At 63.4% G+C, this 22,597-nt stretch carries 19 protein-coding genes and 1 pseudogene; 10 read left to right on the top strand and 10 right to left on the bottom strand.

The features are described 5' to 3' along the window. Positions 1 to 10 precede the first annotated feature (10 nt). Positions 11 to 1,426 carry an acetyl-CoA carboxylase biotin carboxylase subunit gene (locus ACZ9C1_RS18980; protein ID WP_023630199.1) on the bottom strand — a complete coding sequence of 472 codons (1,416 nt, stop codon included), beginning with the start codon at positions 1,424 to 1,426 and terminating at the stop codon, positions 11 to 13. A gap of 189 nt (positions 1,427 to 1,615) precedes the next feature. On the opposite strand from ACZ9C1_RS18980, the gene ACZ9C1_RS18975 reads away from it, so the two are divergent. Beyond that, complete coding sequence (locus ACZ9C1_RS18975) at positions 1,616 to 2,578, top strand: LysR family transcriptional regulator (protein ID WP_277502417.1); 963 nt, start codon at positions 1,616 to 1,618, stop codon at positions 2,576 to 2,578. On the opposite strand, the gene ACZ9C1_RS18970 is transcribed toward ACZ9C1_RS18975, so the two are convergent. Then, complete coding sequence (locus tag ACZ9C1_RS18970; protein ID WP_081941302.1) at positions 2,520 to 2,738, bottom strand: PA3496 family putative envelope integrity protein; 219 nt, start codon at positions 2,736 to 2,738, stop codon at positions 2,520 to 2,522. The two genes, ACZ9C1_RS18975 and ACZ9C1_RS18970, sit on opposite strands and share 59 nt — an antisense overlap. Before the next feature lie 136 nt (positions 2,739 to 2,874). Next, positions 2,875 to 3,741 (bottom strand): transcriptional regulator HexR, encoded by an 867-nt coding sequence (hexR, locus tag ACZ9C1_RS18965; protein ID WP_023630201.1) that lies wholly within the window; start codon positions 3,739 to 3,741, stop codon positions 2,875 to 2,877. A 103-nt stretch (positions 3,742 to 3,844) separates the two neighbouring features. Here hexR and zwf point away from each other — a divergent pair, with 103 nt between their 5' ends. Continuing rightward, a complete protein-coding gene (zwf, locus tag ACZ9C1_RS18960) occupies positions 3,845 to 5,287 on the top strand; it encodes a glucose-6-phosphate dehydrogenase (RefSeq protein ID WP_102683416.1) in 1,443 nt (480 codons plus the stop codon). Here zwf and ACZ9C1_RS18955 read toward each other — a convergent pair. Then, a pseudogene (locus tag ACZ9C1_RS18955) lies at positions 5,284 to 8,143 on the bottom strand (putative bifunctional diguanylate cyclase/phosphodiesterase). The gene zwf and the pseudogene ACZ9C1_RS18955 sit on opposite strands and share 4 nt — an antisense overlap. A gap of 253 nt (positions 8,144 to 8,396) precedes the next feature. On the opposite strand from ACZ9C1_RS18955, the gene uvrD reads away from it, so the two are divergent. The 3 genes from uvrD (at position 8,397) to ACZ9C1_RS18940 (ending at position 12,111) form a co-directional block, all read left to right on the top strand. Then, positions 8,397 to 10,580 (top strand): DNA helicase II, encoded by a 2,184-nt coding sequence (gene uvrD / locus ACZ9C1_RS18950; RefSeq protein ID WP_102683415.1) that lies wholly within the window; start codon positions 8,397 to 8,399, stop codon positions 10,578 to 10,580. A 161-nt stretch (positions 10,581 to 10,741) separates the two neighbouring features. Next, positions 10,742 to 11,590, top strand: coding sequence for a Tim44 domain-containing protein (locus ACZ9C1_RS18945; RefSeq protein ID WP_102683414.1), 849 nt, complete (start codon positions 10,742 to 10,744; stop codon positions 11,588 to 11,590). A gap of 113 nt (positions 11,591 to 11,703) precedes the next feature. Then, entirely contained in the window at positions 11,704 to 12,111 is a 408-nt protein-coding gene (locus tag ACZ9C1_RS18940) for an SMI1/KNR4 family protein (RefSeq protein ID WP_023629684.1), read from the top strand. Between the two features lie 144 nt (positions 12,112 to 12,255). Here the strand turns inward: ACZ9C1_RS18940 and ACZ9C1_RS18935 are convergent, their stop codons facing one another. Beyond that, the gene (locus tag ACZ9C1_RS18935) at positions 12,256 to 14,016 is read right to left on the bottom strand and encodes a cation:proton antiporter (RefSeq protein ID WP_476254272.1); all 1,761 of its coding nucleotides are present in this window, start codon (positions 14,014 to 14,016) and stop codon (positions 12,256 to 12,258) included. Positions 14,017 to 14,341: 325 nt separating this feature from the next. On the opposite strand from ACZ9C1_RS18935, the gene ACZ9C1_RS18930 reads away from it, so the two are divergent. Beyond that, positions 14,342 to 14,827, top strand: a complete 486-nt coding sequence (locus ACZ9C1_RS18930; protein ID WP_102683412.1) for an acyl-CoA thioesterase — start codon at positions 14,342 to 14,344, stop codon at positions 14,825 to 14,827. On the opposite strand, the gene pdxY is transcribed toward ACZ9C1_RS18930, so the two are convergent. After that, complete coding sequence (gene pdxY / locus ACZ9C1_RS18925; RefSeq protein WP_102683411.1) at positions 14,824 to 15,696, bottom strand: pyridoxal kinase PdxY; 873 nt, start codon at positions 15,694 to 15,696, stop codon at positions 14,824 to 14,826. The two genes, ACZ9C1_RS18930 and pdxY, sit on opposite strands and share 4 nt — an antisense overlap. A 120-nt stretch (positions 15,697 to 15,816) precedes the next feature. Between pdxY and ACZ9C1_RS18920 the strand changes: the two genes are divergently transcribed. Beyond that, on the top strand, positions 15,817 to 16,209 hold the full coding sequence (locus ACZ9C1_RS18920; protein WP_102683410.1) for a DUF3301 domain-containing protein: 393 nt from the start codon (positions 15,817 to 15,819) through the stop codon (positions 16,207 to 16,209). Here ACZ9C1_RS18920 and ACZ9C1_RS18915 read toward each other — a convergent pair whose 3' ends face one another. Genes ACZ9C1_RS18915 through zigA form a run of 3 tightly spaced genes read right to left on the bottom strand, consistent with a single transcriptional unit; the run spans position 16,210 to position 19,059 of the window. Next, positions 16,210 to 17,184, bottom strand: coding sequence for a CobW family GTP-binding protein (locus ACZ9C1_RS18915; RefSeq protein WP_457377777.1), 975 nt, complete (start codon positions 17,182 to 17,184; stop codon positions 16,210 to 16,212). 52 nt (positions 17,185 to 17,236) lie between these two features. Further along, positions 17,237 to 17,854 carry a DUF1826 domain-containing protein gene (locus ACZ9C1_RS18910; RefSeq protein WP_476254271.1) on the bottom strand — a complete coding sequence of 206 codons (618 nt, stop codon included), beginning with the start codon at positions 17,852 to 17,854 and terminating at the stop codon, positions 17,237 to 17,239. Continuing rightward, on the bottom strand, positions 17,851 to 19,059 hold the full coding sequence (zigA, locus tag ACZ9C1_RS18905; protein ID WP_476254270.1) for a zinc metallochaperone GTPase ZigA: 1,209 nt from the start codon (positions 19,057 to 19,059) through the stop codon (positions 17,851 to 17,853). Before zigA ends, ACZ9C1_RS18910 begins: the two co-directional genes overlap by 4 nt. Positions 19,060 to 19,168: 109 nt before the next feature. On the opposite strand from zigA, the gene ACZ9C1_RS18900 reads away from it, so the two are divergent. Together ACZ9C1_RS18900 and folE2 are read left to right on the top strand one after the other, a co-directional pair. Further along, a complete protein-coding gene (locus ACZ9C1_RS18900; RefSeq protein ID WP_110696835.1) occupies positions 19,169 to 19,546 on the top strand; it encodes a glutamine synthetase in 378 nt (125 codons plus the stop codon). Positions 19,547 to 19,571: 25 nt separating this feature from the next. Continuing rightward, positions 19,572 to 20,453, top strand: a complete 882-nt coding sequence (folE2, locus tag ACZ9C1_RS18895) for a GTP cyclohydrolase FolE2 (protein WP_476254269.1) — start codon at positions 19,572 to 19,574, stop codon at positions 20,451 to 20,453. An 8-nt stretch (positions 20,454 to 20,461) separates the two neighbouring features. Here the strand turns inward: folE2 and ACZ9C1_RS18890 are convergent, their stop codons facing one another. Further along, a complete protein-coding gene (locus ACZ9C1_RS18890) occupies positions 20,462 to 20,989 on the bottom strand; it encodes a DUF3617 domain-containing protein (protein ID WP_476254268.1) in 528 nt (175 codons plus the stop codon). 129 nt (positions 20,990 to 21,118) lie between these two features. On the opposite strand from ACZ9C1_RS18890, the gene cls reads away from it, so the two are divergent. Continuing rightward, positions 21,119 to 22,558, top strand: coding sequence for a cardiolipin synthase (gene cls / locus ACZ9C1_RS18885; protein ID WP_476254267.1), 1,440 nt, complete (start codon positions 21,119 to 21,121; stop codon positions 22,556 to 22,558). Positions 22,559 to 22,597 lie beyond the last annotated feature (39 nt).

Genomic DNA, 22,597 nt, shown 5'->3' with positions numbered 1-22,597 from the left:
ATTCGGTTCCTCACAGGCCTGCGTGGGCGGCGATGGCGGCGGCGATGGCCAGGGCCAGCTCTTCGGGTTTGCGCTTGATCGAGTAGTTGGTCAGTTCAGGGTGGCTTTCGACGAAGCTGGTGTTGAACTGGCCGCTACGGAATTCCGGGTTGCGCAGGATTTCCTGGTAGTACGCGGCAGTGGTCTTGACCCCCTGCAGGCGCATGTCGTCCAGGGCCCGCAGGCCGCGGTCCATGGCTTCTTCCCAGGTCAACGCCCAGACCACCAGTTTCAGGCACATGGAGTCGTAGAACGGGGGAATGGTGTAGCCGGTGTAGATCGCCGTGTCGGTACGCACACCCGGGCCGCCCGGGGCGTAGTAGCGGGTGATCTTGCCGAAGCTGGGCAGGAAGTTGTTCTTCGGGTCCTCGGCGTTGATGCGAAACTGCAAGGCAAAGCCGCGGTGCTGGATATCTTCCTGCTTGATAGACAGCGGCAGGCCGGAGGCGATGCGGATCTGCTCGCGAACGATGTCGATGCCGGTGATTTCCTCGGTGATGGTGTGTTCCACCTGCACCCGGGTGTTCATCTCCATGAAGTACACCTCGCCATCAGCGAGCAGGAACTCCACGGTACCGGCGTTCTCGTAGTCCACCGCCTTCGCCGCGCGCACGGCCAGATCGCCGATGTAGGCACGCTGCTCAGGGGTCAGTTGCGGGCTCGGGGCGATCTCGATGAGTTTCTGGTTGCGGCGCTGGATTGAGCAGTCGCGCTCGAACAGGTGCACCACGTTGCCGAAGCTGTCACCGAGAATCTGCGCCTCGATGTGCTTGGGGTTGACGATGCACTTTTCCAGGAACACTTCCGCCGAGCCGAAGGCCTTGGTGGCCTCGGAAATCACTCGGGGGAAGTTCTGTTCCAGTTCCTCGCGGCTGTTGCAGCGGCGAATCCCGCGCCCGCCGCCACCGGAGGTGGCCTTGAGCATCACCGGGTAACCGATGCGATCGCCTTCCTGCAAGGCTTCATGAATATCGGCGACGTTGCCTTCGGTGCCGGGGGTGACCGGCACGCCGGCCGCGATCATGGTGCGGCGCGCTTCGGTCTTGTCACCCATGCGGCGAATGACATCGGCGGCCGGGCCGATGAACTTGATCCCGCGTTCAGCGCAGATCTCCGCCAGTTCGGCGTTTTCCGACAGGAAACCGTAGCCGGGATGCAAGGCATCGCAGCCGGTCTCGACAGCAAGGTTCACCAGCTTGCGCGGGTTCAGGTAGCCGGCCAGGGGCTCGGCACCGATGCTGTAGGCCTCGTCGGCGCGCTTGACGTGCAAGGCGTGGCGGTCGGCGTCGGAGTAGATCGCCACGGAGCGAATGCCCATCTCGGCGCAGGCACGCACGATCCGTACTGCAATCTCACCCCGGTTGGCGATCAGGATTTTTGTTATCACTGGAGTCTTCCCAAAGCCGTAGGAACAGACGATCCGGTTCTACCGGTCGGCGCGTGACCAGACGTCGCTGGCCAGTCGCATATTCACCCTAGCGCTGACGGTCGATAAACAAAAATCAATATTTGTTAGAGGCAGCATAAGCAAAAGCTTATAGTTGGGTAACAAGTTTTTGCCGGAGCACCGCAAAAAATGCGCAAGTCATTGATGCGTATGACTTTACGTCAGTTGCAGATCTTCAACGAAGTGTGTGATTTGCGCTCCTACAGCCGGGCGGCCGAGGAGATGGCGCTGACGCAACCCGCCGTTAGTCTACAGATCCGCCAGCTCGAGGAGCTGGTTGGCCAGCCGCTGTTCGAGTATGTCGGCAAGAAGCTCTACCTGACCGAGGCCGCCGAAGCGCTGCAACGCGCCAGCCGGGATATCTTCGGGCGTCTGGAGAACCTCGACATGCAGCTGTCGGACATGCAGGGCTCACTGCAGGGCCAGCTGAAACTGGCGATCGAATCCAGCGCCAAGTACTTCGTGCCACACCTGTTCGCCGCCTTCAAGCAGCGCCACCCGGAGGTCAACCTCACCTTGACGGTGGTCAACCGTGCCCAGGCGATCAGGCGCCTGTCGGACAACCGCGACGACCTGGTCATCATGTCCATGGTGCCCCAGGACATGGGCCTCGAGTTCCTGCCGTTCCTGAACAACCCGATCGTCGCCGTGGCACCGCCGCAACACCCGTTGTGCAAGCCGGACAGCCTGCGCCTGCAGGATCTCGAGCCGCACACCTTGCTGGTCCGTGAACAGGGTTCGGGCACCCGCAAGGCCTGCGAGGAGTTTTTCAAGGACAAGCGCGTGCATTTCACCCAGACCCTCGAGGTGGCCTCCACCGATGCCCAGCGCGAATGTGTGGTGGCCGGGCTGGGCATTGCCCTGCTGACCCGCCATGCGGTCAACATGGAACTGGCCACCGGCGTGCTCAGGGAGTTACCAGTGGAAGAGCTGCCGTTGTACCGCAGCTGGTGCCTGGTGCAATCCCGGAGCAAGCGGCAATCGCCGGTGGCCCTGGCGTTCCAAGCATTCATTCGCAGCGAACGCGCAATGATCAGCGGGCTTGTTGAGCGTTTCTCGGGGAAGTTGCCGCCGATACCTGCCACACCGTGAGGTCCTGCAGGTCAGGGTAGTCGGCCAGTTCGCGCAGCAACTGGCGCTGGTCGCAATAGCATTCGATCGCGCGGCGGTACTCCATGCGGCGCTGATCCTTTTCCTGCTGCTTGCGAGCCTTGGCGTTGGGTTGGTACACACCGTCGTGATCACGTGCCATTGCCTGTCTCCCAGAAAGGATGCGGGGAGTTTCAGACTGGCTTCGGTGGTTTACGGTTTGGCGGTGGTTTGGTGACGAAATGATGAAATCTGCATGGGCGCGGGCCTGCCCGCCCCAATGAGAGCACTGCCTCGAATCAGTCGTCGGTCGCCTTGATCGACTTGGGCGACAGGCGCAGGCTGCGCAAGCTGCGTTTCACGCTCTTCAGGTGGTTGACCAGGCTCGGCCCGCGGGCCATGGCCACGCCCATGGCCAGCACGTCGATCACCACCAGGTGGGCGATGCGCGAGGTCAGCGGCGTGTAGATCTCGGTGTCCTCGTGCACGTCGATGGCCAGGTTGACCGTCGACAGCTCGGCCAGCGGTGTCTGGCTCGGGCACAGGGTGATCAGGTTGGCACCGCTCTCGCGCACCAGGTTGGCGGTGATCAGCAGGTCCTTCGAGCGCCCCGACTGGGAAATGCACACCGCCACATCGCCCGGCTTGAGCGTGACAGCCGACATTGCCTGCATGTGCGGATCGGAATAGGCCGCCGCGCTGAGCAGCAGGCGGAAGAACTTGTGCTGCGCATCCGCCGCGACCGCGCCCGAGGCACCAAAACCATAGAACTCCACGCGCTGGGCCTGGGCCATGGCCGTCACCGCCTGCTGCAAGGCTTGCGGGTCGAGGTGCTCGCGCACTTCCATCAAGGTATGCAGGGTGGTGTCGAAGATCTTCAGGCTGTAGTCGGCGACCGAGTCGTCTTCATGGATGGCGAACTGACCGAAGCTGGCGCCGGCAGCCAGGCTTTGCGCCAGCTTGAGCTTGAGATCCTGGAAGCCCGAGCAACCGATCGCCCGGCAGAAGCGCACGATGGTCGGTTCGCTGATCCCCACGCTGTGCGCCAGGTCGGCCATCGAGCTGTGCATGACGGCAGCCGGATCGAGCAGCACATGGTCGGCCACTTTGAGTTCCGATTTGCGCAGCAGGTGCCGCGATTGGTCGATATGTTGCAACAGATTCACGGGCTGGACTCGGTTATGATCGGCGTGCCGGGATGTAGCTTTCTTGTAGTTATACTACATGCTTGCCAACCCGCCCAGCTAATCGAACGTGGAGAGTGGTGGTTTGACGATTCCTTGCGACATCCTGGTCTTCGGCGGCACGGGCGACCTGGCCCTGCACAAACTGCTCCCGGCGCTCTACCACCTGTATCGCGAAGCCCGCCTGCACACGGCCGTGCGGATTATCGCCCTGGCCCGACGCAACCTGCCGCGCACCGACTACGTCAAGCTCGCCGAGCGCCATTGCCGGGCGCAGGTCGCCCGCCAGGACTTCGACGAAGACGTCTGGCAGCGCTTTTCGGCGCGGCTCGACTACTTCCCCATGGACGCGGCGCAGAGCGCCGACTTCGGCCGCCTGGCCCGCTACCTGGGTGAGCCCGGCGGCCTGACGCGGATCTTCTACCTGGCCACCGCGCCCAAGCTGTTCGTGCCGATTGCCACTCACCTGCGCATCGCCGGCCTGGCCGACAGCGAAGCGCGCATCGTGCTGGAAAAGCCCATCGGCCACTCGCTGGAGTCGGCCACCGCGATCAACGAAGCGATCGGCGCGGTGTTCGACGAATCCCAGGTCTTTCGCATCGACCACTACCTGGGCAAGGAAACCGTGCAGAACCTCATGGCCCTGCGCTTTGCCAACGCCTTGCTCGAGCCGGTATGGCGCAACGGCCAGGTCGACCATGTGCAGATCAGCGTCTGTGAAACCCTCGGTGTGGAAAACCGTGGCGCCTACTACGACCGTGCCGGCGCCACCCGCGACATGCTGCAGAACCACCTGCTGCAACTGCTCTGCCTGGTGGCCATGGAGCCCCCCTCGGAGTTCGAGGCCGAGGCGGTACGCGACGAGAAGGTGAAGATCCTCCGCGCCCTCAAGCCCATCACCGGCCAGGACGTACAGGACAAGACCGTGCGCGGTCAGTACGGCGCCGGCAAGATCGGCGGCCAGGAAGTGCCGGCCTACTATTTCGAGAAGGACGTGGACAACGACAGCGACACCGAAACCTTCGTCGCGGTCCAGGCGCACATCGACAACTGGCGCTGGGCCGGCGTGCCGTTCTACCTGCGTACCGGCAAGCGCATGGCGCGGCGCTCCTCGCAGATCGTCATCCAGTTCAAACCCGTGCCGCATGAGCTGTTCAGCGGCGGCCAGGTCAACCAGCTGCTGATCCAGCTACAACCGGACGAGCACATCAGCCTGCGCATGATGACCAAGAGCCCAGGCAAGGGCATGCGCCTGGCGCCGGTCGAGCTGGACCTCAACCTGGCCCAGGCCTTCGCCCAGACCCGCCGCTGGGAGGCCTACGAACGGCTGTTGCTGGATGTACTCGAAGGCGATTCGACGCTGTTCATGCGCCGCGACGAGGTCGAAGCCGCCTGGGCCTGGATCGACCCGATCCTGCAGGGCTGGGAGGAGCATTTCCAGGCGCCGCGCCCTTACCCCGCCGGCAGCAATGGCCCGGAACAGGCCAACAGCCTGCTGGCGCGCCTGGGCCAGGCCTGGCACGCCTAGCCCAGGTCGGCGGTCGAACGCCCCAGCAGCGCCTTGAACGACGCGGCATCGACCGGCCGGCTGATCAGGTAGCCCTGCACCTCGTCACAGCCGTGCTCGCGCAGGAACTGCAGCTGCTCACGGGTTTCCACCCCTTCGGCCACCACCTTCAATTGCAGGCTCTGGGCCATGGCAATGATCGCCCGGGTGATGGCCGCGTCCTGCGTGCCTTCGAGCAGGCCGCGGATAAACGCCTGGTCGATCTTCACGTAGTCGACCGGGAAACGCTTGAGGTAGCTCAGTGACGAATAACCGGTACCAAAATCGTCGATGGCCAGCTTCACCCCCAGCGCATGTAGCTGCTCGAAGGTGGCGATGATGTGCTCGACACTGTCCAGCAACTGGCTTTCGGTCAGTTCCAGCTCCAGTAGGTGCGGCGCCAGGCCGGATTCCTGCAGTACCTGACGCACCAGGCTGACCAGCTTGCCCTGGCGCAACTGGTACACCGACAGGTTGACCGAAACACGCACTTCCAGGCCCTGGCGCAGCCACTCGCAGGCTTGCCAGCAGGCCTGGCGCAGCACGAACTCGCCCATGGGCGCGATCAACCCGGTTTCCTCCGCCAGACCGATGAACTCGCTGGGTGGCACCATGCCCCATTGCGGGTGCTGCCAGCGTACCAGGGCCTCCGCGGCGTGCAGCTGGCCGGTGCGCAGGCACAGCTTGGGCTGGTAGTAGACCAGCAGTTGGCCTTCGTCGATGGCCTTGCGCAACTGGTTCTCCAGTTGCAGGCGCTCCAAGGTGCTGGCACGCAGGCTCTCGGTATAGAACTGGAAGCTGTCGCCGCCCAGATGCTTGGCATGCTGCTTGGCCATGTCGGCTTGGCTGACCAGGGCATTGAGATCCAGGCTGGCGTCGGACAGCAAGCTGATGCCCACCGAGGCGCTGATCACCACCTCGTGCCCGCCCACACGCTGGGGCACGCGCAGTTTGTCCAGCAGCCGGGTGGTGACACGCACCAGGCTGGATAAGTTGGTATAGCCGTCGAACAGCACCGCGAACTCGTCGCCAGACAGGCGCGCCACGGTGTCGGCCTCGGGCACCGCGTTGGCCAGGCGCTGGGCCATCTTCTTGAGCAACTGGTCGGCCAGTTCATGGCCCAGGCTCTCGTTGAGCAGCTTGAAGCGGTCCAGGTCGACGTGCAGCAGCGCCAGGCTGCGGCCATTCAGGCGCATGCGCTGCGCCGCCTCGTGCAGGCGCAGGCGGAACAACGCACGGTTGGCCAGGCCGGTGAGGTCGTCGTAGTGCGCCAGATAGCGCAGGCGCTCCTCCGATTCACGGCGCGCCGACAGGTCGGTGAAGAAGCCGACGATATTGACGATGCGCCCCCGCACATCGCTCACGCTGTTGAGCTGCAACCATTGGGGGTAGAGTTCGCCGCTCTTGCGCGCCTCGACCAACTCGCCCTGCCAACGGCCCTGCTGGTCCAGCGCCTGATCAATGGCCTGGCTGTGGCGCCGGGCGTCACGGCTGCAGGGCAGCTCCAGGGCGTTGCGGCCTATCAGCTCGGCGCGGCCGTAGCCGGTGACATCGCAGAAGGCCTGGTTGACCGCCAGCAGCTGGAAGTCGGCATCGAGAATGGCGATGCCCTCGCTGGCTGCCTCGAACACCGTCGCGGCCAGACGTTGCTGCTCCTCCTGCTCCTTCTGTACGGTGATATCACGACGGGTGCCCAGCATGCGCAGGACCTTGCCCTGGGCATCGGATTCCACCGCCCGCCCACGGTCCTCGATCCAGCACCAGTGGCCCTGGGCATGGCGCACCCGGTACTCGACCCGGTAGTCCTCGGTGCGCCCCTTGAGGTGTTCGACCAGCGTGCGCCGCAGCAGCGGCAGGTCATCGGGGTGCAGCCGCGGCTTGAGGTCGGCGCGCACCGAACGGACCTGCTCGGCGTCGAGGCCGAACAGGGCATGCAGTTGCGTGTGATGGACCTCGTCAGTCTCCAGGTTCCAATCCCACAGCCCCAGCTCGCTGGCCTGCAGGGCCAGGGCCAGGCGCTGCTCGCTCTTGCTCAGGGCCTGGTTGGCCAGGTCCAGTTCATGGCTGCGCTCGGCCACGCGCTGTTCAAGGCCGGCATGGGCCTGGCGCAGGTCGTCCTCGGCCTGGCGGCGCTGGGCGATTTCGGCGCTGAGCTTGCGGTTCAGCCCCTCGCTGTGGCGCTGGGCGCACTGCAGATGTTCGATCAGGGCCTGATTCTGGAAGCGACGCAGCAAGCCACGCTCAATCAGGCGATTGACCTGCCAGGCCACCACCATCAGCGCCACCAGCAGGATCAGCCCCAGGCCACCCCCAGCCACGCTGGTGCCCGGCGTCATAGACGAAGAGAAACGCGATGGGCGGCAGCAGGCACGGCACCGCGAAGCTGAGGAACGCCGGCAGGCTGACCGCGTAGGCGACACTGGCCGACAACGCCGCCGCCCCGAGCAAGCCGAACACCCAGGCCTGCTGCACGAAGTTGTCCGCCGGCGCCAGGGCTATCACCGCACTGGCCAAGGTCAGGCCGCTGAACGCAGAACCGAGCAGGAACATCCGCCGCCAGACTGGTTTGGCCTGACGAACCGGTGTCGCCGATTCGAAGGCCGCCACCTGGATCACCCTCAGCACCACCAGTGCCAGCAGCCAGGCCATCCACACGCCAACCAGCAGATAGCGCCCAGGGCCCCACAGCAGCCAGGCGCTGAGCAGGCCGTTGAGCAGCATGAACAACGTGGGCAGCAGAGAGCCCTGGTAAAGCAGGCGAGTACGCTCGATCGACAGTTGGGTGGCGAATTGCCTGCGAACGCTCCGTGTCGTCTCCGGCGATGCTCCGATCGCCATGCAATCCTGGGTCATATGGCTGGATTCTTTTGAGTTCTTGTTATGGCTGACCACAAATGTGCAGGGAGAATACACAAGCGTCGCGTCAGACCAAACTGCTCTACGTCATGATTTGGAAAATGTCTTGTCCGTCCAGGTCTGACCGCTCAACCACGGGGCGCTGCCAGCAGCGCCGATGAACGGTAGATGGCCTGTGCGGTGATTTGCAGCGCGGGCGTTTGCCCCTGCCTGCGCGCGGCCATAGAATGCCCGCATGCATAATGACGACCTCTCCCTCCTGCTGAACTCCCTCAACGACGCCCAGCGCCAGGCCGTGGCGGCCTCCGTCGGGCGCCAACTGGTGCTGGCCGGCGCCGGCTCGGGCAAGACCCGCGTGCTGGTGCACCGTATCGCCTGGCTGATCCAGGTCGAACAGGCTTCGCCGCACTCGATCCTGTCGGTGACGTTCACCAACAAGGCCGCGGCGGAAATGCGCCAGCGTATCGAGCAACTGCTGGGCATCAATCCGGCCGGCATGTGGGTCGGCACGTTCCACGGCCTGGCCCACCGGCTGTTGCGGGCGCACTGGCAGGAGGCAGGGCTGGCGCAGAACTTCCAGATCCTCGACAGCGACGACCAGCAGCGCCTGGTCAAGCGGGTGATCCGCGAAATGGGCCTGGACGAGCAGAAATGGCCCGCGCGCCAGGTGCAGTGGTTCATCAACGGCCAGAAGGACGAGGGCCTGCGCCCGCGGCATATCCAGGCCAGCGGCGACCTGTTCCTGGCCACCATGCGCGACATCTATGTCGCCTATGAACAGGCTTGCGACCGCGCCGGGGTCATCGATTTCTCCGAACTGCTGCTGCGCGCCCTCGACCTGTGGCGCGACCAACCGGACCTGCTCAAGCATTACCAGCGCCGCTTCCGCCACCTGCTGGTGGACGAGTTCCAGGACACCAACGCCGTGCAGTACGCCTGGCTGCGCCTGCTGGCCTCCGGTGGCGACAGCCTGATGGCGGTGGGTGACGACGATCAGTCGATCTACGGCTGGCGTGGCGCCAAGATCGAGAACATCCACCAATACACCGCCGACTTCCCCGACGCCGAGTTGATCCGCCTGGAGCAGAACTACCGTTCCACCGGCGGCATCCTCAAGGCGGCCAACGCCCTGATCGCCAACAATAGCGGACGCCTGGGCAAGGAACTGTGGACCGACATGGGCGAGGGCGAACCCCTAACGCTCTACGCTGCGTACAACGAGCACGACGAAGCGCGCTACGTGGTAGAGACCATCGAAAGTCTCATCAAGCAGGGCAACGCTCGCGACGAGATCGCCATCCTCTACCGTTCCAACGCCCAGTCGCGGGTGCTGGAAGAGGCCCTGCTGCGCGAACGCATCCCCTACCGCATCTATGGCGGCCAGCGCTTCTTCGAGCGCGCCGAGATCAAGAACGCCATGGCCTACCTGCGTCTGCTCGAGGGCCGCGGCAACGACGCGGCGCTGGAGCGGGTGATCAACGTGCCGCCACGCGGCATCGGCGAGAAGACCGTCGAGGCCATCCGCGAACACGCCCGCCACAGCCAGCTGTCGATGTGGGACGCCATGTGCCAGCTGCTGGCTGCCAAGGCCCTCAAGGGCCGCGCCGCCAGTGCGCTGGGTGCCTTCATCGAGCTGCTCGAGAACCTCGCCGCCAAGGTGCTGGACATGCCACTGCACCTGATGACCCAGACCGTCATCGAACAGTCCGGCCTGATCATCTACCACCAGGAAGAAAAGGGCGAGAAAGGCCAGGCCCGGGTGGAAAACCTTGAGGAACTGGTCAGCGCGGCGCGCAACTTCGAGACCAGCGACGACGACGCCGACCTGTCGCCACTGTCGGCGTTCCTCGGTCATGCCTCGCTGGAGGCCGGGGACACCCAGGCCGACGAGCACGAGGACAGCATCCAGCTGATGACCCTGCACAGCGCCAAAGGCCTGGAGTTCCCCTACGTGTTCCTGGTGGGCATGGAGGAAGGCCTGTTCCCGCACAAGATGAGCCTCGAAGAACCCGGCCGCCTCGAAGAAGAACGGCGCCTGGCCTATGTGGGCATCACCCGGGCCATGCGCCAGCTGTTCATGACCTACGCCGAAACCCGTCGCCTGTACGGCAGCGAAACCTACAACAAGGTGTCGCGTTTCGTCCGGGAGATTCCGGCCGGGCTGGTGCAGGAAGTGCGCCTGTCGAATACCGTCAGCCGCCCGTTCGGCGGCGCCAAGACGCCCGCGAGCAGCCTGTTCGCCAACGCCAGCATCCCGCAGACCGCCTTCAGCCTTGGCCAGCGGGTGCAGCATGCGGTGTTCGGCGAAGGCGTGATCCTCAACTTCGAGGGCTCCGGTGCCCAGGCGCGGGTGCAGGTGAACTTCTCCGAAGGCAGCAAATGGCTGATGCTTGGATACGCCAAGCTGGAAGCCATCTGAGCCCAATCGCGGGGCGTGCCCCGCGATGACCTTTCAGACAACGCCCGTCCGCATTCCCGACTATCAGGCAAAAGCTCGAAACATGTTGTCGCTGGCTATGTCTGCCGGTTCATGTGCACCATGACGCGCGTGCAATCCACACAAACGGGAATCCCCAACTTATGCAACGTTTTCTTAGCATCGCTCTGGCGCTCTGCGTCGGCCTGACGCTGAGCCTCGACGCCAACGCCAAGCGCTTCGGTGGCGGCAAGAGCTCGGGCTCCGCGCCTATCCACCAGACCCGCCAGGCAACCCCGACCACCCCTGCCGCCGCCCCAACCGCGCCAGGCCGCGCACCCGCTGCCGCCAGCGGCGCCTCGCGCTGGCTCGGTCCACTGGCCGGCCTCGCCGCCGGTGGCCTGCTGGCCTCCATGTTCATGGGCGACGGCTTCGATGGCATGCAGATCCTCGACTTCCTGATCATGGGCCTGATCGCCTTCCTGGTCTTCCGCTTCATCGCCGCGCGACGCCGCCAGCAGCAGCCGCAACACGCTGCCGCCGGCCATGCCCCGTACCAGCGTGAAGCCCAGCCGCAGGCCGCCCCGCAGTCGATCTTCGGCGGTGCCGCCGCACCGGTTGCCGCGCCTGCAATCAACGCCCCGGCCTGGTTCAACGAAGCCAGCTTCCTGGCCGCCGCCCGTTCGCACTTCCAGTCGCTGCAGCAGCACTGGGACGCCAACGAGATGGACAAGATCGCCGAGTTCGTCACCCCGCAGATGCTCGAGTTCCTCAAGCGTGAGCGCGCGGAACAAGGTGAAGGCTTCCAGTCCACCTACATCGACGACCTCGATGTGCAACTGGACGGCGTAGACGACCGCGCCGACCAGACCGACGCCACCCTTACCTTCCGTGGCGTGTCGAAGACTTCGCGCTTCGACCAGGGCGAAGCGTTCAGCGAAAGCTGGCACATGGTTCGCGCCCAGGGCGAAAACCAGCCTTGGCTGCTGGCCGGTATCCGCCAAAACGGTTAACCGTCGCACGTTGCAGAAAAAACCCCGGGCCTGTCCCGGGGTTTTTGCTTTTGCCAGAGCGGCCTACTAGGGTATAACGCGCAGCGTTGTCATAAGGTCAGAGGATGTGAACCGTGGAAGAAGTGATCGAACAACTCCGTGAAGCCAACGAGCCGGTACCGGTGCCGCTGGAACTGCCGGACGAGGATCAGCTGGTCGAAATCGAGGAAGAGCTGTTCATCAATATCCCCTTCGTGTTCAAGGAATACCTGCTGACCGTCAGTGACGTGGTGTACGGCAGCCTCGAGCCGGTGACCGTGACCGACCCGCAATCCCACACCTACCTGCCGGAGGTGGCGGCCAATGCCTGGGACGCCGGCGTGCCCCGCGACCTCATCCCGATCTGCCAGGACGGAGACGATTTCTACTGCGTTGAAGAGGACGGCACCGTGGTGCTGTGGTCCGGTGAAGAGGAAATCGTCACCGAGGAAAGCTGGGAATCGGTCTGGCACTGGGCGCGGGATGTCTGGCTGGAAAGCTGAATGAGAAATACCCGCACAAAGTGATGGCTTATAGCTACCAATCACTCGTAGAATCGCCAGGCTCTCTGCGCCTGGCGACACTGCTACCGCTCCATCCCCTCGGACGACGGTGAAATCTTGCGCAGAAAGCGTTAACCGGCTCCCTCAGTGCGAATGATCGCGGCTGTTCTCCAACGTCTCCAGCAACGCCACCTGCATTCGCGTATGCACACGGATCAGCCAGCGCCACAGCAGCGCCACCACCACCGCCGCCACTACCGCGATGATCAGCAGCAGTTCGCTGGTCGGCAGAATGCTCGCCGACAAGGCTGACAGCAGCAGGAAGATCACCAGCAGTGACAACAACGGTATCACCTCGGCAATTACCCGCCGTACACGCTGGGTATGCCGCCCCGCCATCTCGGGTTTGACCCCCATCTCCGCCAGCAGCATCGACAGCGCCTTGAGCTTGCGATAGGCGGCGATCAGGAACGGCAGCGACAGCAGCAACGCCGCGCCCCAGATCAGTGCCTTCTGCTGACCGGCATCCGAGACCCATTCGCTCAACCAGGCGCCGATACGCCCGGCAAAGTAGCCGCCACTGAAGAAGATCGCGATCACCAGCGCCAGGTTAACCCCCACCTGCAACAAGATGCGCCGGATCATCGCCGCCAGCATGGCCCCCTCGCCTTGGGGCTGGATACTGCGCAACCACTCGCCGTACAGTGAAAGCACCCGTGCCAGACGGCTTGGTATTACCTTGCCCAGCTTGATCGACAACGGGTCGGCAGCGCGAATCAGGTAGGGTGTGAGCAAGGTGGTGATGGCCGAGACGGCCACCGCGACCGGGTAGAGGAAGTCGCTGGTGACCTGCAGGGTCATGCCCAGGGCGGCGATGATGAAGGAGAATTCACCGATCTGCGAAAGCCCCATCCCCACACGCAGTGAAGTGCGCCCATCATTGCCGGCAATGAAGGCCCCCATGCCGCAGGAGAGCATCTTGCCCAGCACCACCGCCAGGGTGATGACCACGATCGGCCAGGCGTACTCGAGCAGGATCGATGGGTCGATCATCAGGCCGATGGCCACGAAGAAGATGGCACTGAACAAGTCGCGCACCGGCTCGATCAGGCGCTCGATCTTCAGCAGCTCACGGGACTCGGCCATGATCGCGCCGATCAGGAAGGCACCCAGCACCATGCTGTACTCGAGCTTGACCACCAGCAGGCAGAAGCCGAAACACAGGCCCAGCACGGTAATCAGCAGCATCTCGTTGCTTTCGAACTTCGCCACGTAGGCCAACAACCGCGGCACCAGCAGGATGCCGATGACCAGCGCGACGATCATGAACAGCGACAACTTGCCCACGGTCGAGAACACCTCGCCAGAGCTCACCGTGCCACTGACGGCTATGCCCGACAGCAGCGCGATGATACCGATGCCGAGAATGTCCTCGACGATCAGCACGCCGAAGATCAGTTGGGCAAAGCGCTCGTTCTTCATTTTCAGGTCGTTGAGCGCCTTGACGATGATGGTGGTCGAGGAAATCGCCAGGATCGCCCCGAGGAACAGCGAATCCATGGTGTTCCAGCCAAACCAGCGACCTATCTCGAAACCGATCCAGATCATCAGGACGATTTCCAGGAAGGCGGCGATGAACGCCGTGGCGCCGACCTTGAACAGCTTGCGCAGGCTGAACTCCAGGCCCAGGCAGAACATCAGGAAGATCACCCCCAGTTCGGCCAGGGTCTTGATCGTGTCTTCGTCGTGGATCAGCCCGAACGGCGGCGTGTGTGGACCGATGATGAAGCCGGCGACGATGTAGCCCAGCACCACAGGCTGCTTGAAGCGATGAAAGAGAATGGTGACCACCCCGGCAACCAGCATGATCACCGCCAGATCCTGGATGAAGCTGATGGCATGCATGGCGTGTTACTCCTTGTTTTCGATGCTGGGGCTAACCGCTCCTCTACCGGTAAGACCCTGGGCGCGGAGCGGGCACATACTGTTGTGATTGACGCAAAAGCCCACGTTGCATGGGCGTCGTCAGGTTAACATCGCGCCTTGCCGCAAATTGCCAATGCAATATGCAGAAACAGATCGGCAGATTCGACACCGCCGATGGCAATATTGGCGTGACGATGGAGCGTCAGCCGACGTCCCGTACCAGGATGGGAAACCTCAAAGAGGGGAAACAGAAGTGTCTGCAGATACCCGCCCCGATACCGTGCAAATTCACCGTGAGCTCTCTATGGAACCTGGAAACGCCCAGCTGACCATGACCGTCCTGATGACACCGGACATGGCCAATTTCTCTGGCAACGTACACGGCGGCACCCTGCTCAAGTACCTCGACGAAGTCGCCTATGCCTGCGCCAGCCGCTATGCCGGCACCTATGTGGTGACCCTGTCGGTGGACCAGGTGATCTTCCGCGAGCCGGTGCACGTCGGCGAGCTGGTGACCTTCCTGGCCTCGGTCAACTACACCGGCAACACCTCGATGGAGGTGGGCATCAAGGTTGTCACCGAGAATATCCGCGAGCGCTCGGTGCGCCACTCCAACAGTTGCTTCTTCACCATGGTCGCGGTGGACGACGACCGTCGTCCGGTGAAGGTGCCACCGCGCCAGCCGCAGAGCAGCGAGGAGAAGCGCCGCTTCCTGCAAGGCCAGCAGCGCCGCCAGATCCGCCAGGAGCTGGAGCAGCGCTACCAGAACCTCAAGACCGACGCGATCTAGTACATCAAGCGCTGCGCCTCGAAGCGCACCCGTGGATGGGCGATGCGATCCTGGGCCCGCACCAGTTGCAGTTCGTAGCTGGCGCAGGCCTGGGTTTCCAGCAGCACCTCATGCACGGCGGCGGCGGTGAACTCGAAGGCGTGCAGCCAGTTGTCGCCAAGCAGCACCCGGGCCAGGAACAAACCTGACGTCAGGTCGCCCACCCCTACCGGCTGACGCGGGAACGCCAGCAACGGCCGACGCAGGTGCCAGCTGGCTTCACGGGTCACCAGGAGCATCTCGAAGGCATCGTCCGCGCGCTGTGGATAATTCAGGTGCTTGACCAGCACAACCTGCGGCCCACGCTCCAGCAACCCGCGCGCCATGCCCACGCAATCCTCCAGCGACTGCGCGCGACGGCCACAGAAACTGTCCAGCTCGAGCTGGTTGGGGCACAGGATATCGGCCTTGGCCACGGCCTGCTCGAGCAGGAACTCACTGACCTCGGCCGGCACGATGCAACCTTTCTCGGCATGGCCCATGACCGGATCGCACAGGTACAAGGCCCTGGGATTGACCGCCTTGATCCGCTCGACGCCAGCCAGGATCGCCCGCCCCTGCTCGGCACTGCCCAGGTAACCCGACAGCACCGCATCGCAGTGGCCCAATTCGCCGATATTGGAAATGCCTTCCACCAACGCAGGAATTTGCGCTGGCGCAAGCACTTCCCCCGCCCACTGGCCATACTGAGTGTGGTTGGAGAACTGCACCGTGTTGAGTGGCCAGACGTTGACCCCGACCCGCTGCATGGGAAACACCGCGGCGCTGTTGCCGGCGTGTCCAAAGACCACGTGGGACTGAATGGCGAGCAGGTGCGGTGTACGTTTCATGCAGGACGATTCCGAAACTGTGTGAAGAAATGTGCGGCCCGCAGTATGAACCCGATTGCCATCTGTACGACAGGCCAGAGACGCAGTTAAGCTGGATCGACCTGTCTGGAGCTTACGCAAATGCTGACCCTGGAAAACCTTTTCGTCCTGATGCTGGTGGCGACCGCAGGCGCCTGGCTGTGGCACAACCACGGGCTGCGCGAGAAGGCCCTGGCGCGGGTCAAGCAGCATTGCGCCAAGCTCGACCTGGAACTGCTCGACGACGCCGTGGCACTCAAGCGCATCGCCTTCGTGCGCGACGCCAATGGCCGAAAGCGCCTGGCGCGCATCTACAACTTCGAGTTCACCGTTACCGGCGAACAACGCCACCCCGGCACCGTCACCCAGTTCGGTGCCCACACCATGCAGATCGAACTCGCCCCCTACCCGTTCGAGATAAATACCCCACCACGTACCGACAACGTCATCGAAATGCAGCAGTGGCGCCAGGAACATAACCGCTGGCGCAATTGATCACTCCGCCAGGTAACACTTGCCGATGGCCGCCTGGAGCATCTGCAAGGGTTGTGGCTGATCGAATATCAGCTCGATGCGCGAGTCCCTGCGCCATTCGCTGGGGCGCCATTCCAGCGCCCCACGTTCCAGGCCATTGAACGACTGCCACCCCGCCGCGCTGTGGATAACCCCCTTCGCCCGGCGCCATGGCCATTGCTCAAGAACGCCACATAGCGCCATTTCATCCACGACCTGCCCCGGATGCCAGCGCCAACCTACGCTCCAGCCCTCCTCCGCCAACCGGGACTGACAGATCGGTTGCCGCGGATCCACCCACAAGGAGGGCCGTGGGACGGGGCTGTTATCCACAGACAGGCTGGAAAGGTCGAGTGAACCCGCTGGCGCCGCGGACGATACAGGCAAACCGGCGAGCGCTAGCGCGCCATGATCCGTCCACAACGCCGGGACTTCAGGCAATGATGCAGTTATCAACAGGCGGGTGGCAGCATCCACGGCACTCGCCTTGTTGAACAGCAGCAACCCCGCCTTCGCCAATGCCATGCTCTGTGCCTCGGGCAAGTCAGCGCCCCGGGAAAGGGCGGCGGCATCCAGCACCATCAACAGTGGCTGGACCGACAGTACACCGGTCCAAGGCGCCCGCCCCAGCTGCTCCAGCAATTCGAGGGGGTGACCGAGGCCGGACGGCTCGATGAACAGGCGATCCGGGCGCGCCTTGCGCAGCAGGCGGCCGAGCCCCACCTGGAACGGTGCGCCATTGACGCAGCACAGGCAGCCTCCCGCCACCTCTCCGATGGCGATGCCCGCCTCATCACGGCTGAGCAAGGCGGCATCCAGGCCGATCTGGCCAAATTCGTTGACCAGCACGGCCCAACGCTCACCAATCGGTCGTTGGTCCAGCAAGTGACGGATCAGGCTGGTCTTGCCGGCACCTAGCGGGCCGGCGATCACATGGGTGGGGATGTTCTGCAACATGGCTCGGTATCGCAAGGGCTTGATGGCAGTCTATACCGGGGCGTCCGGCAATTCATGCCAACCAGTCCAGGCTCAACAGCAAGCGACGTTCCCCGGCGGGGGTCTGCGGGGACCGGTGGATCAAGCCCGCGCCCTCGTTACCAAGCCACTTTTCGCCCTTGAGCAGGGCTACCTCTCCCGCCACCAATCGCCGCACGTTATCCACAGGCGGTGGCGCCAGCTGCAACCGGGCACGGTCGATGGCACCCTCTGGCAGCCATTCGCTACCTGCGCCAGCGTAGGTACTGAGCAGGCGCAATGGCACATGGTCCACATGCATGCGCGGGCACATCGCCCCCTCAAGCACCCGCAGCCGCACCCCCAGGCGTCGAGCGCCCAGCAGGCAGGTATAGGCCGCCACCAGCCAGGCCACATCGGCGACGAAACCATCGTAGCCATGCAGATCGACGGTTTCTCTGAGCAGCCCGGGCAACGCTGGCGGCAGGCGTTCATCCACCTCGATCACGCGCTCATCGGCCAATGGCTGGCCCAGGCTCAGCACCAGGTTGGCGAAGTCTTCGACCTGGGCCGGCAGGCGGCGCTGCCAGACCGCGAGGTTGACCCCATCCTGGAGAATCTCCGTCATCACCTGGGGTGACTCAGCGAAAACCTGGCGGATATCCACAGTCATGCCGCGGCGTCCTCATGCCACTCACCAAACGGGTCCGGCAGGCGCAGCCAGCCCATCGGTCCCAACTCCATCTCCTCGTCATCGAGCAGGCAGGCTTCCAGCTCTGTGGATAACCGAGCAAAGTCGATGTTCTGCCCGATGAACACCAGTTCCTGGCGGCAGTCACCCGCTTGCGCGGACCACTGCTTGAGGATCGCCGCAGTATTCTCTTCATCCTGCGGCCATTGCTCGCGCGGCACGAAACGCCACCAGCGACCTGCCAGGCCATGGCGCATCATGCCGCCAGCCTGCGACCAGCTACCGGCCTCCTGGAACTTGCTGGCCAGCCAGAAGAACCCTTTGGAGCGCAGCAAGCGGCCGTTGCTCCAGGGCTTGTGGATAAAGTCGAAGAAACGCTGCGGATGGAATGGCCGGCGCGCCTGCCAGGTGGTCGCGGCGATACCATACTCCTCGGTTTCCGGCACATGTTCGCCGCGCAGCTCCTGCAGCCAGCCCGGCGCCTGCGCGGCCTGGTCGAAATCGAACAGGCCGGTATCGAGGATGCGCGCCAGCGGCACCTGGCCCATCACCATTGGCACGATCTGCGCCCGCGCATTGAGGCTGCGCAGGATGGCGGTCAATTCTTCGCGCTCATGCTGGCTGATCAGGTCGATCTTGCTCAGCAGCAACACGTCAGCGAATTCGACCTGCTCGATCAGCAAGTCACTGATCGAGCGTTCGTCACCTTCGCCCAAGGTCTCGCCCCGACTGGCCAAGCTGTCGGCTGCCTGATAATCGCTAAGGAAGTTCAGCCCATCGACAACAGTGACCATGGTGTCGAGGCGCGCCATGTCGGAGAGACTGCGGCCCTGCTCATCGCGAAAGGTGAACGTCTCGGCGACCGGCAGCGGCTCGGAAATACCCGTGGACTCGATCAGCAGGTAGTCGAAGCGACCCTCGCCCGCCAACCGGGCCACCTCCTCCAGCAGGTCTTCACGCAGTGTGCAGCAGATGCAGCCGTTGCTCATCTCAACCAGCTTTTCCTCAGCGCGGTTGAGGCTGACATTGCGTTGCACCTCACTGGCATCGATGTTGATTTCACTCATGTCGTTGACGATCACGGCCACGCGCAAGTTGTCACGGTTGCGCAGGACATGGTTGAGCAACGTGCTCTTGCCGGCACCCAGGAAGCCGGACAGCACGGTGACAGGAAGACGGTTGGGCATGACGAACCTCATCGGGCAGGCGCATTCGAAACGATGCATTGCATAATGTTATATTATAACAATACAATTTCGCCAAGCCGTATCGCCGAACGGTTGTCTGGAGAGCGTCATGAAACTACCTGGCGTCATCGCCCTGCTGCTGCTCGTCCATCCAGAGCAGCTCTTTGCCATGCCCACCACCGACCTTGCACGGTGCACCCGCAGCGCAACCCTGCTGGCCTGCCAGGACAGCAAGGGCAACTACTACAGCGTGCGAACCGAAGGCAGCACCTTTTACCTGCGTGGGTATGAAGTTGCGAGCAAGCGGCTGTGGGCACAGACCAACAGCCGCCATGGCGCATTGACGTTTTTCACCGGCCTGGCCAGCGACGGCGAGGCTTGGGTGGGTTACAGCCGGCGTATTGGGTGGACCACGCAGAATCGTGTTTCCAGCTCCAGCGGCCAACGCTTCAACCTGCATTGCAGCCTCATCGGCGGTTGCCGGTGACTATCAACCGTTCAGGATTTCTTCCATGACCAGCCTCTCCCTTCCCGATGTCGCCGCCCAGAGCAACCAACAGGCACTGCCGCTGGACTGGGTGGGCATGAGTGGCATCGCCGTCGCGCTGCAACTCGACGGGCGCACCGTCACCGCTTTCGCCGATGCCGGAGTGAGCCTCGACGATGGTGCCTCACGCGGCATCCACATGTCCCGACTGTACCTGGCATTGGAAGCGCTGGAGCAGCAAGCCCTGTCAACTCCACTACTACGCCAGATACTGCGGGCCTTTCTGCTAAGCCACACCGGCCTGTCCAACAACGCTTATCTACGGCTGACGTTTGATCATTTGCTCAAGCGGCCGGCATTGATCAGCCCGTTGGCTGGCTGGAAGCGCTACCCGGTGACCGTGGATGCCAAGCTGGAATATGAAATGTTCCACGTGGAACTATCAGTGAATGTGCCCTACTCGTCGACGTGCCCATGCTCGGCAGCACTTGCAAGGCAGCTGATCCAGGCGCAGTTCGACAGGGACTTTGCCCATCGGCCATTGGATAGGCGCGGCATTCGCCAATGGCTGGGCAGCAGTGACGGGATCGTCGCGACGCCCCATAGCCAACGGAGCCTGGCCAGGCTTCAGGTACGCCTTGCAGGGGAAGCGCTGAACCTGACAGGGCTGATCGACGCGGCGGAAGCTGCGCTGGGCACTGCAGTGCAGACCGCCGTGAAGCGCGCAGACGAACAGGCATTTGCCCTGGCCAATGGTCAGAACCTGATGTTCTGCGAAGATGCTGCCCGGCGCCTGCACCTGGCATTGGCGCAGATAGAGGAGGTGGCGGGGTTCAGCGTGCGCGTGGAACACGCAGAGAGCCTGCATGCCCACGACGCGGTCGCGGTTACTCAACATCGGTGGTAAGCGCTACTTCAACTGCGTGGCTTCACTGTTCCACAGTCGTTACCCAGCCAGACCGCCCGGGTATCCATGCTGCCCTGTTGCTGAACGCTGGACGCATTGAATGTGCCGTTGACCTTGGTAACAAACTCACGGTCGCTGAGGAAGGTGGCTTGGCCGTTGCCCTGGGCTTTCGGGCAGCTGAACTGGAACTTCCAGACATTGCCATTGCGCTCGGTGATCTTCTGCGTACAGCCCGATTGCGGGTCCTGCAGCGGAATGTCGTTGGTCTTGACCTGCTCGGGTGTCAGGCACGAACGCACACCCTTGCCGCCCACGGTGATGCCCTGCTTGGCCAGGGCACCTTCCATCATCGCCCGTTGCTCGGGCGGCAGGTTCTTCAACTGGCCGAGCATGAACTCCATGTCTGGCAACGGCTTGCCATCGACCTGCATGTTGCTGGTGGTCAACTCCCACAAGCCGGGTTGCAACATCTGCGCGTGAACCAGCGGGCTGCCCAACCCCAGTACCAGGGCGAGCAGTGGCAGACGAATCTTCATGGATGAAAGCTCCTCGAAATACCGGCTCTGGCCGGACTGAGCCTTTAGACGCCGAATTCGCCTGCGGGTTGCAGTGGCCCCCTCGAACGTGGTCTGTTAGCAGCAGTGCTCTCGGCAAGCAGGATGCGTATGGATTACCACAGCCCCTACTTTTTCGGTTACGTGCTCGGTCTGATTCACCTGCTCGGCCTGGCCGCCGCGCTCCATGCGGTGTTCACCGTACGCACCGCCCAAGGTGCGATTGCCTGGGCCATGTCGCTGCTGTTCATCCCCTACCTCACCCTCATCCCCTACCTGGTATTCGGCGCCCGCTCCTTCTATGCGTATATCCAGGCGCGGCGACAGGCCAACCAGGAAATGCATGTGGCCATGGCCAACCTGAACTGGCGCCCATGGGTGGAGGAAGCACTGACCGCCCGGGAGTCGGGCGGCTATGCCGCCCTGCGCGCCATGCCCAGGCTCGGGCGCATGCCATGCCTGGCCAACAACGAAGTGAAACTGCTGATTGATGGCGCGGCCACGTTCGAGGCGATCTTTTCCGCCATCCGCATGGCGCGGGACACCGTGCTGGTGCAGTTCTTCATCATCCACGACGATGCCCTGGGCAAGGAGCTGCAGCAGCTATTGCTGCGCAAGGCCGCCGAAGGTGTACGGGTGTTCGTGCTCTACGACCGCGTCGGCAGCCACGCGCTGCCGGGCAGCTATAGCCAGGTGCTGCGTGACGGTGGCGTGCAGATCGAAGCGTTCGCCACACGGCGCGGCTGGTTCAACCGTTTCCAGGTCAACTTTCGCAACCATCGCAAGATCGTGGTGGTCGATGGCCTGCAAGGTTTTCTCGGCGGCCACAACGTGGGCGACGAATACCTCGGAGCGCACCCCAAACTTTCGCCCTGGCGCGATACCCACGTGCAGATCAGCGGCCCGGTGCTGGCCTGCCTGCAGGAGTCCTTCGCCGAGGACTGGTACTGGGCCACGCGCCAGCTCCCGCCGCTGATCCTGCCTGATGCCTACCCCGAGGATGGCGTGCTGTGCCAGGCACTGGCCAGCGGCCCGGCCGACCCCCAGGAAACCTGCGCGCTGTTCTTCCTAGAGGCGATTCACTCGGCAAGCAGCCGGGTATGGATCACCAGCCCCTACTTCATTCCCGACGAAGCCATCTTCGCCGCCCTGCGCCTGGCGGTACTGAGGGGCGTCGATGTGCGCATCCTGATTCCCTCACGCCCCGACCACCGCATCGTCTACGCCGCCTCCAGCCTGTTCGCCTTCGAAGCGGTGCGCGCCGGGGTGCGCATGTTCCGCTATCAACCGGGCTTCCTGCACCAGAAGGTGGTGCTGGTGGACGATGAGGTCAGTGCCATCGGTAGCGCCAACCTCGACAACCGGTCGTTCCGGCTGAATTTCGAGATCACCTTGCTCACGGTGGATCGCGCCTTTGCCGATCAGGTCGAGCACATGCTGGTGAATGATTTCGAGCAGGCCAGGGAGATCACCGCTGAAGACAGCCGCGACACCCATCGTCTGCAGCAGTTGGGGATGCGCATCGCACGCCTGATTTCACCGATCCTGTAGCGCACAGCGGCGTGCCGGACAAGCACGCCGCTGTACAGG

Source organism: Pseudomonas sp. TE21435 (assembly GCF_056279265.1).
Note: the sequence above shows the minus strand (reverse complement) of the source record. Positions and strands in the feature narration are given on the sequence as shown.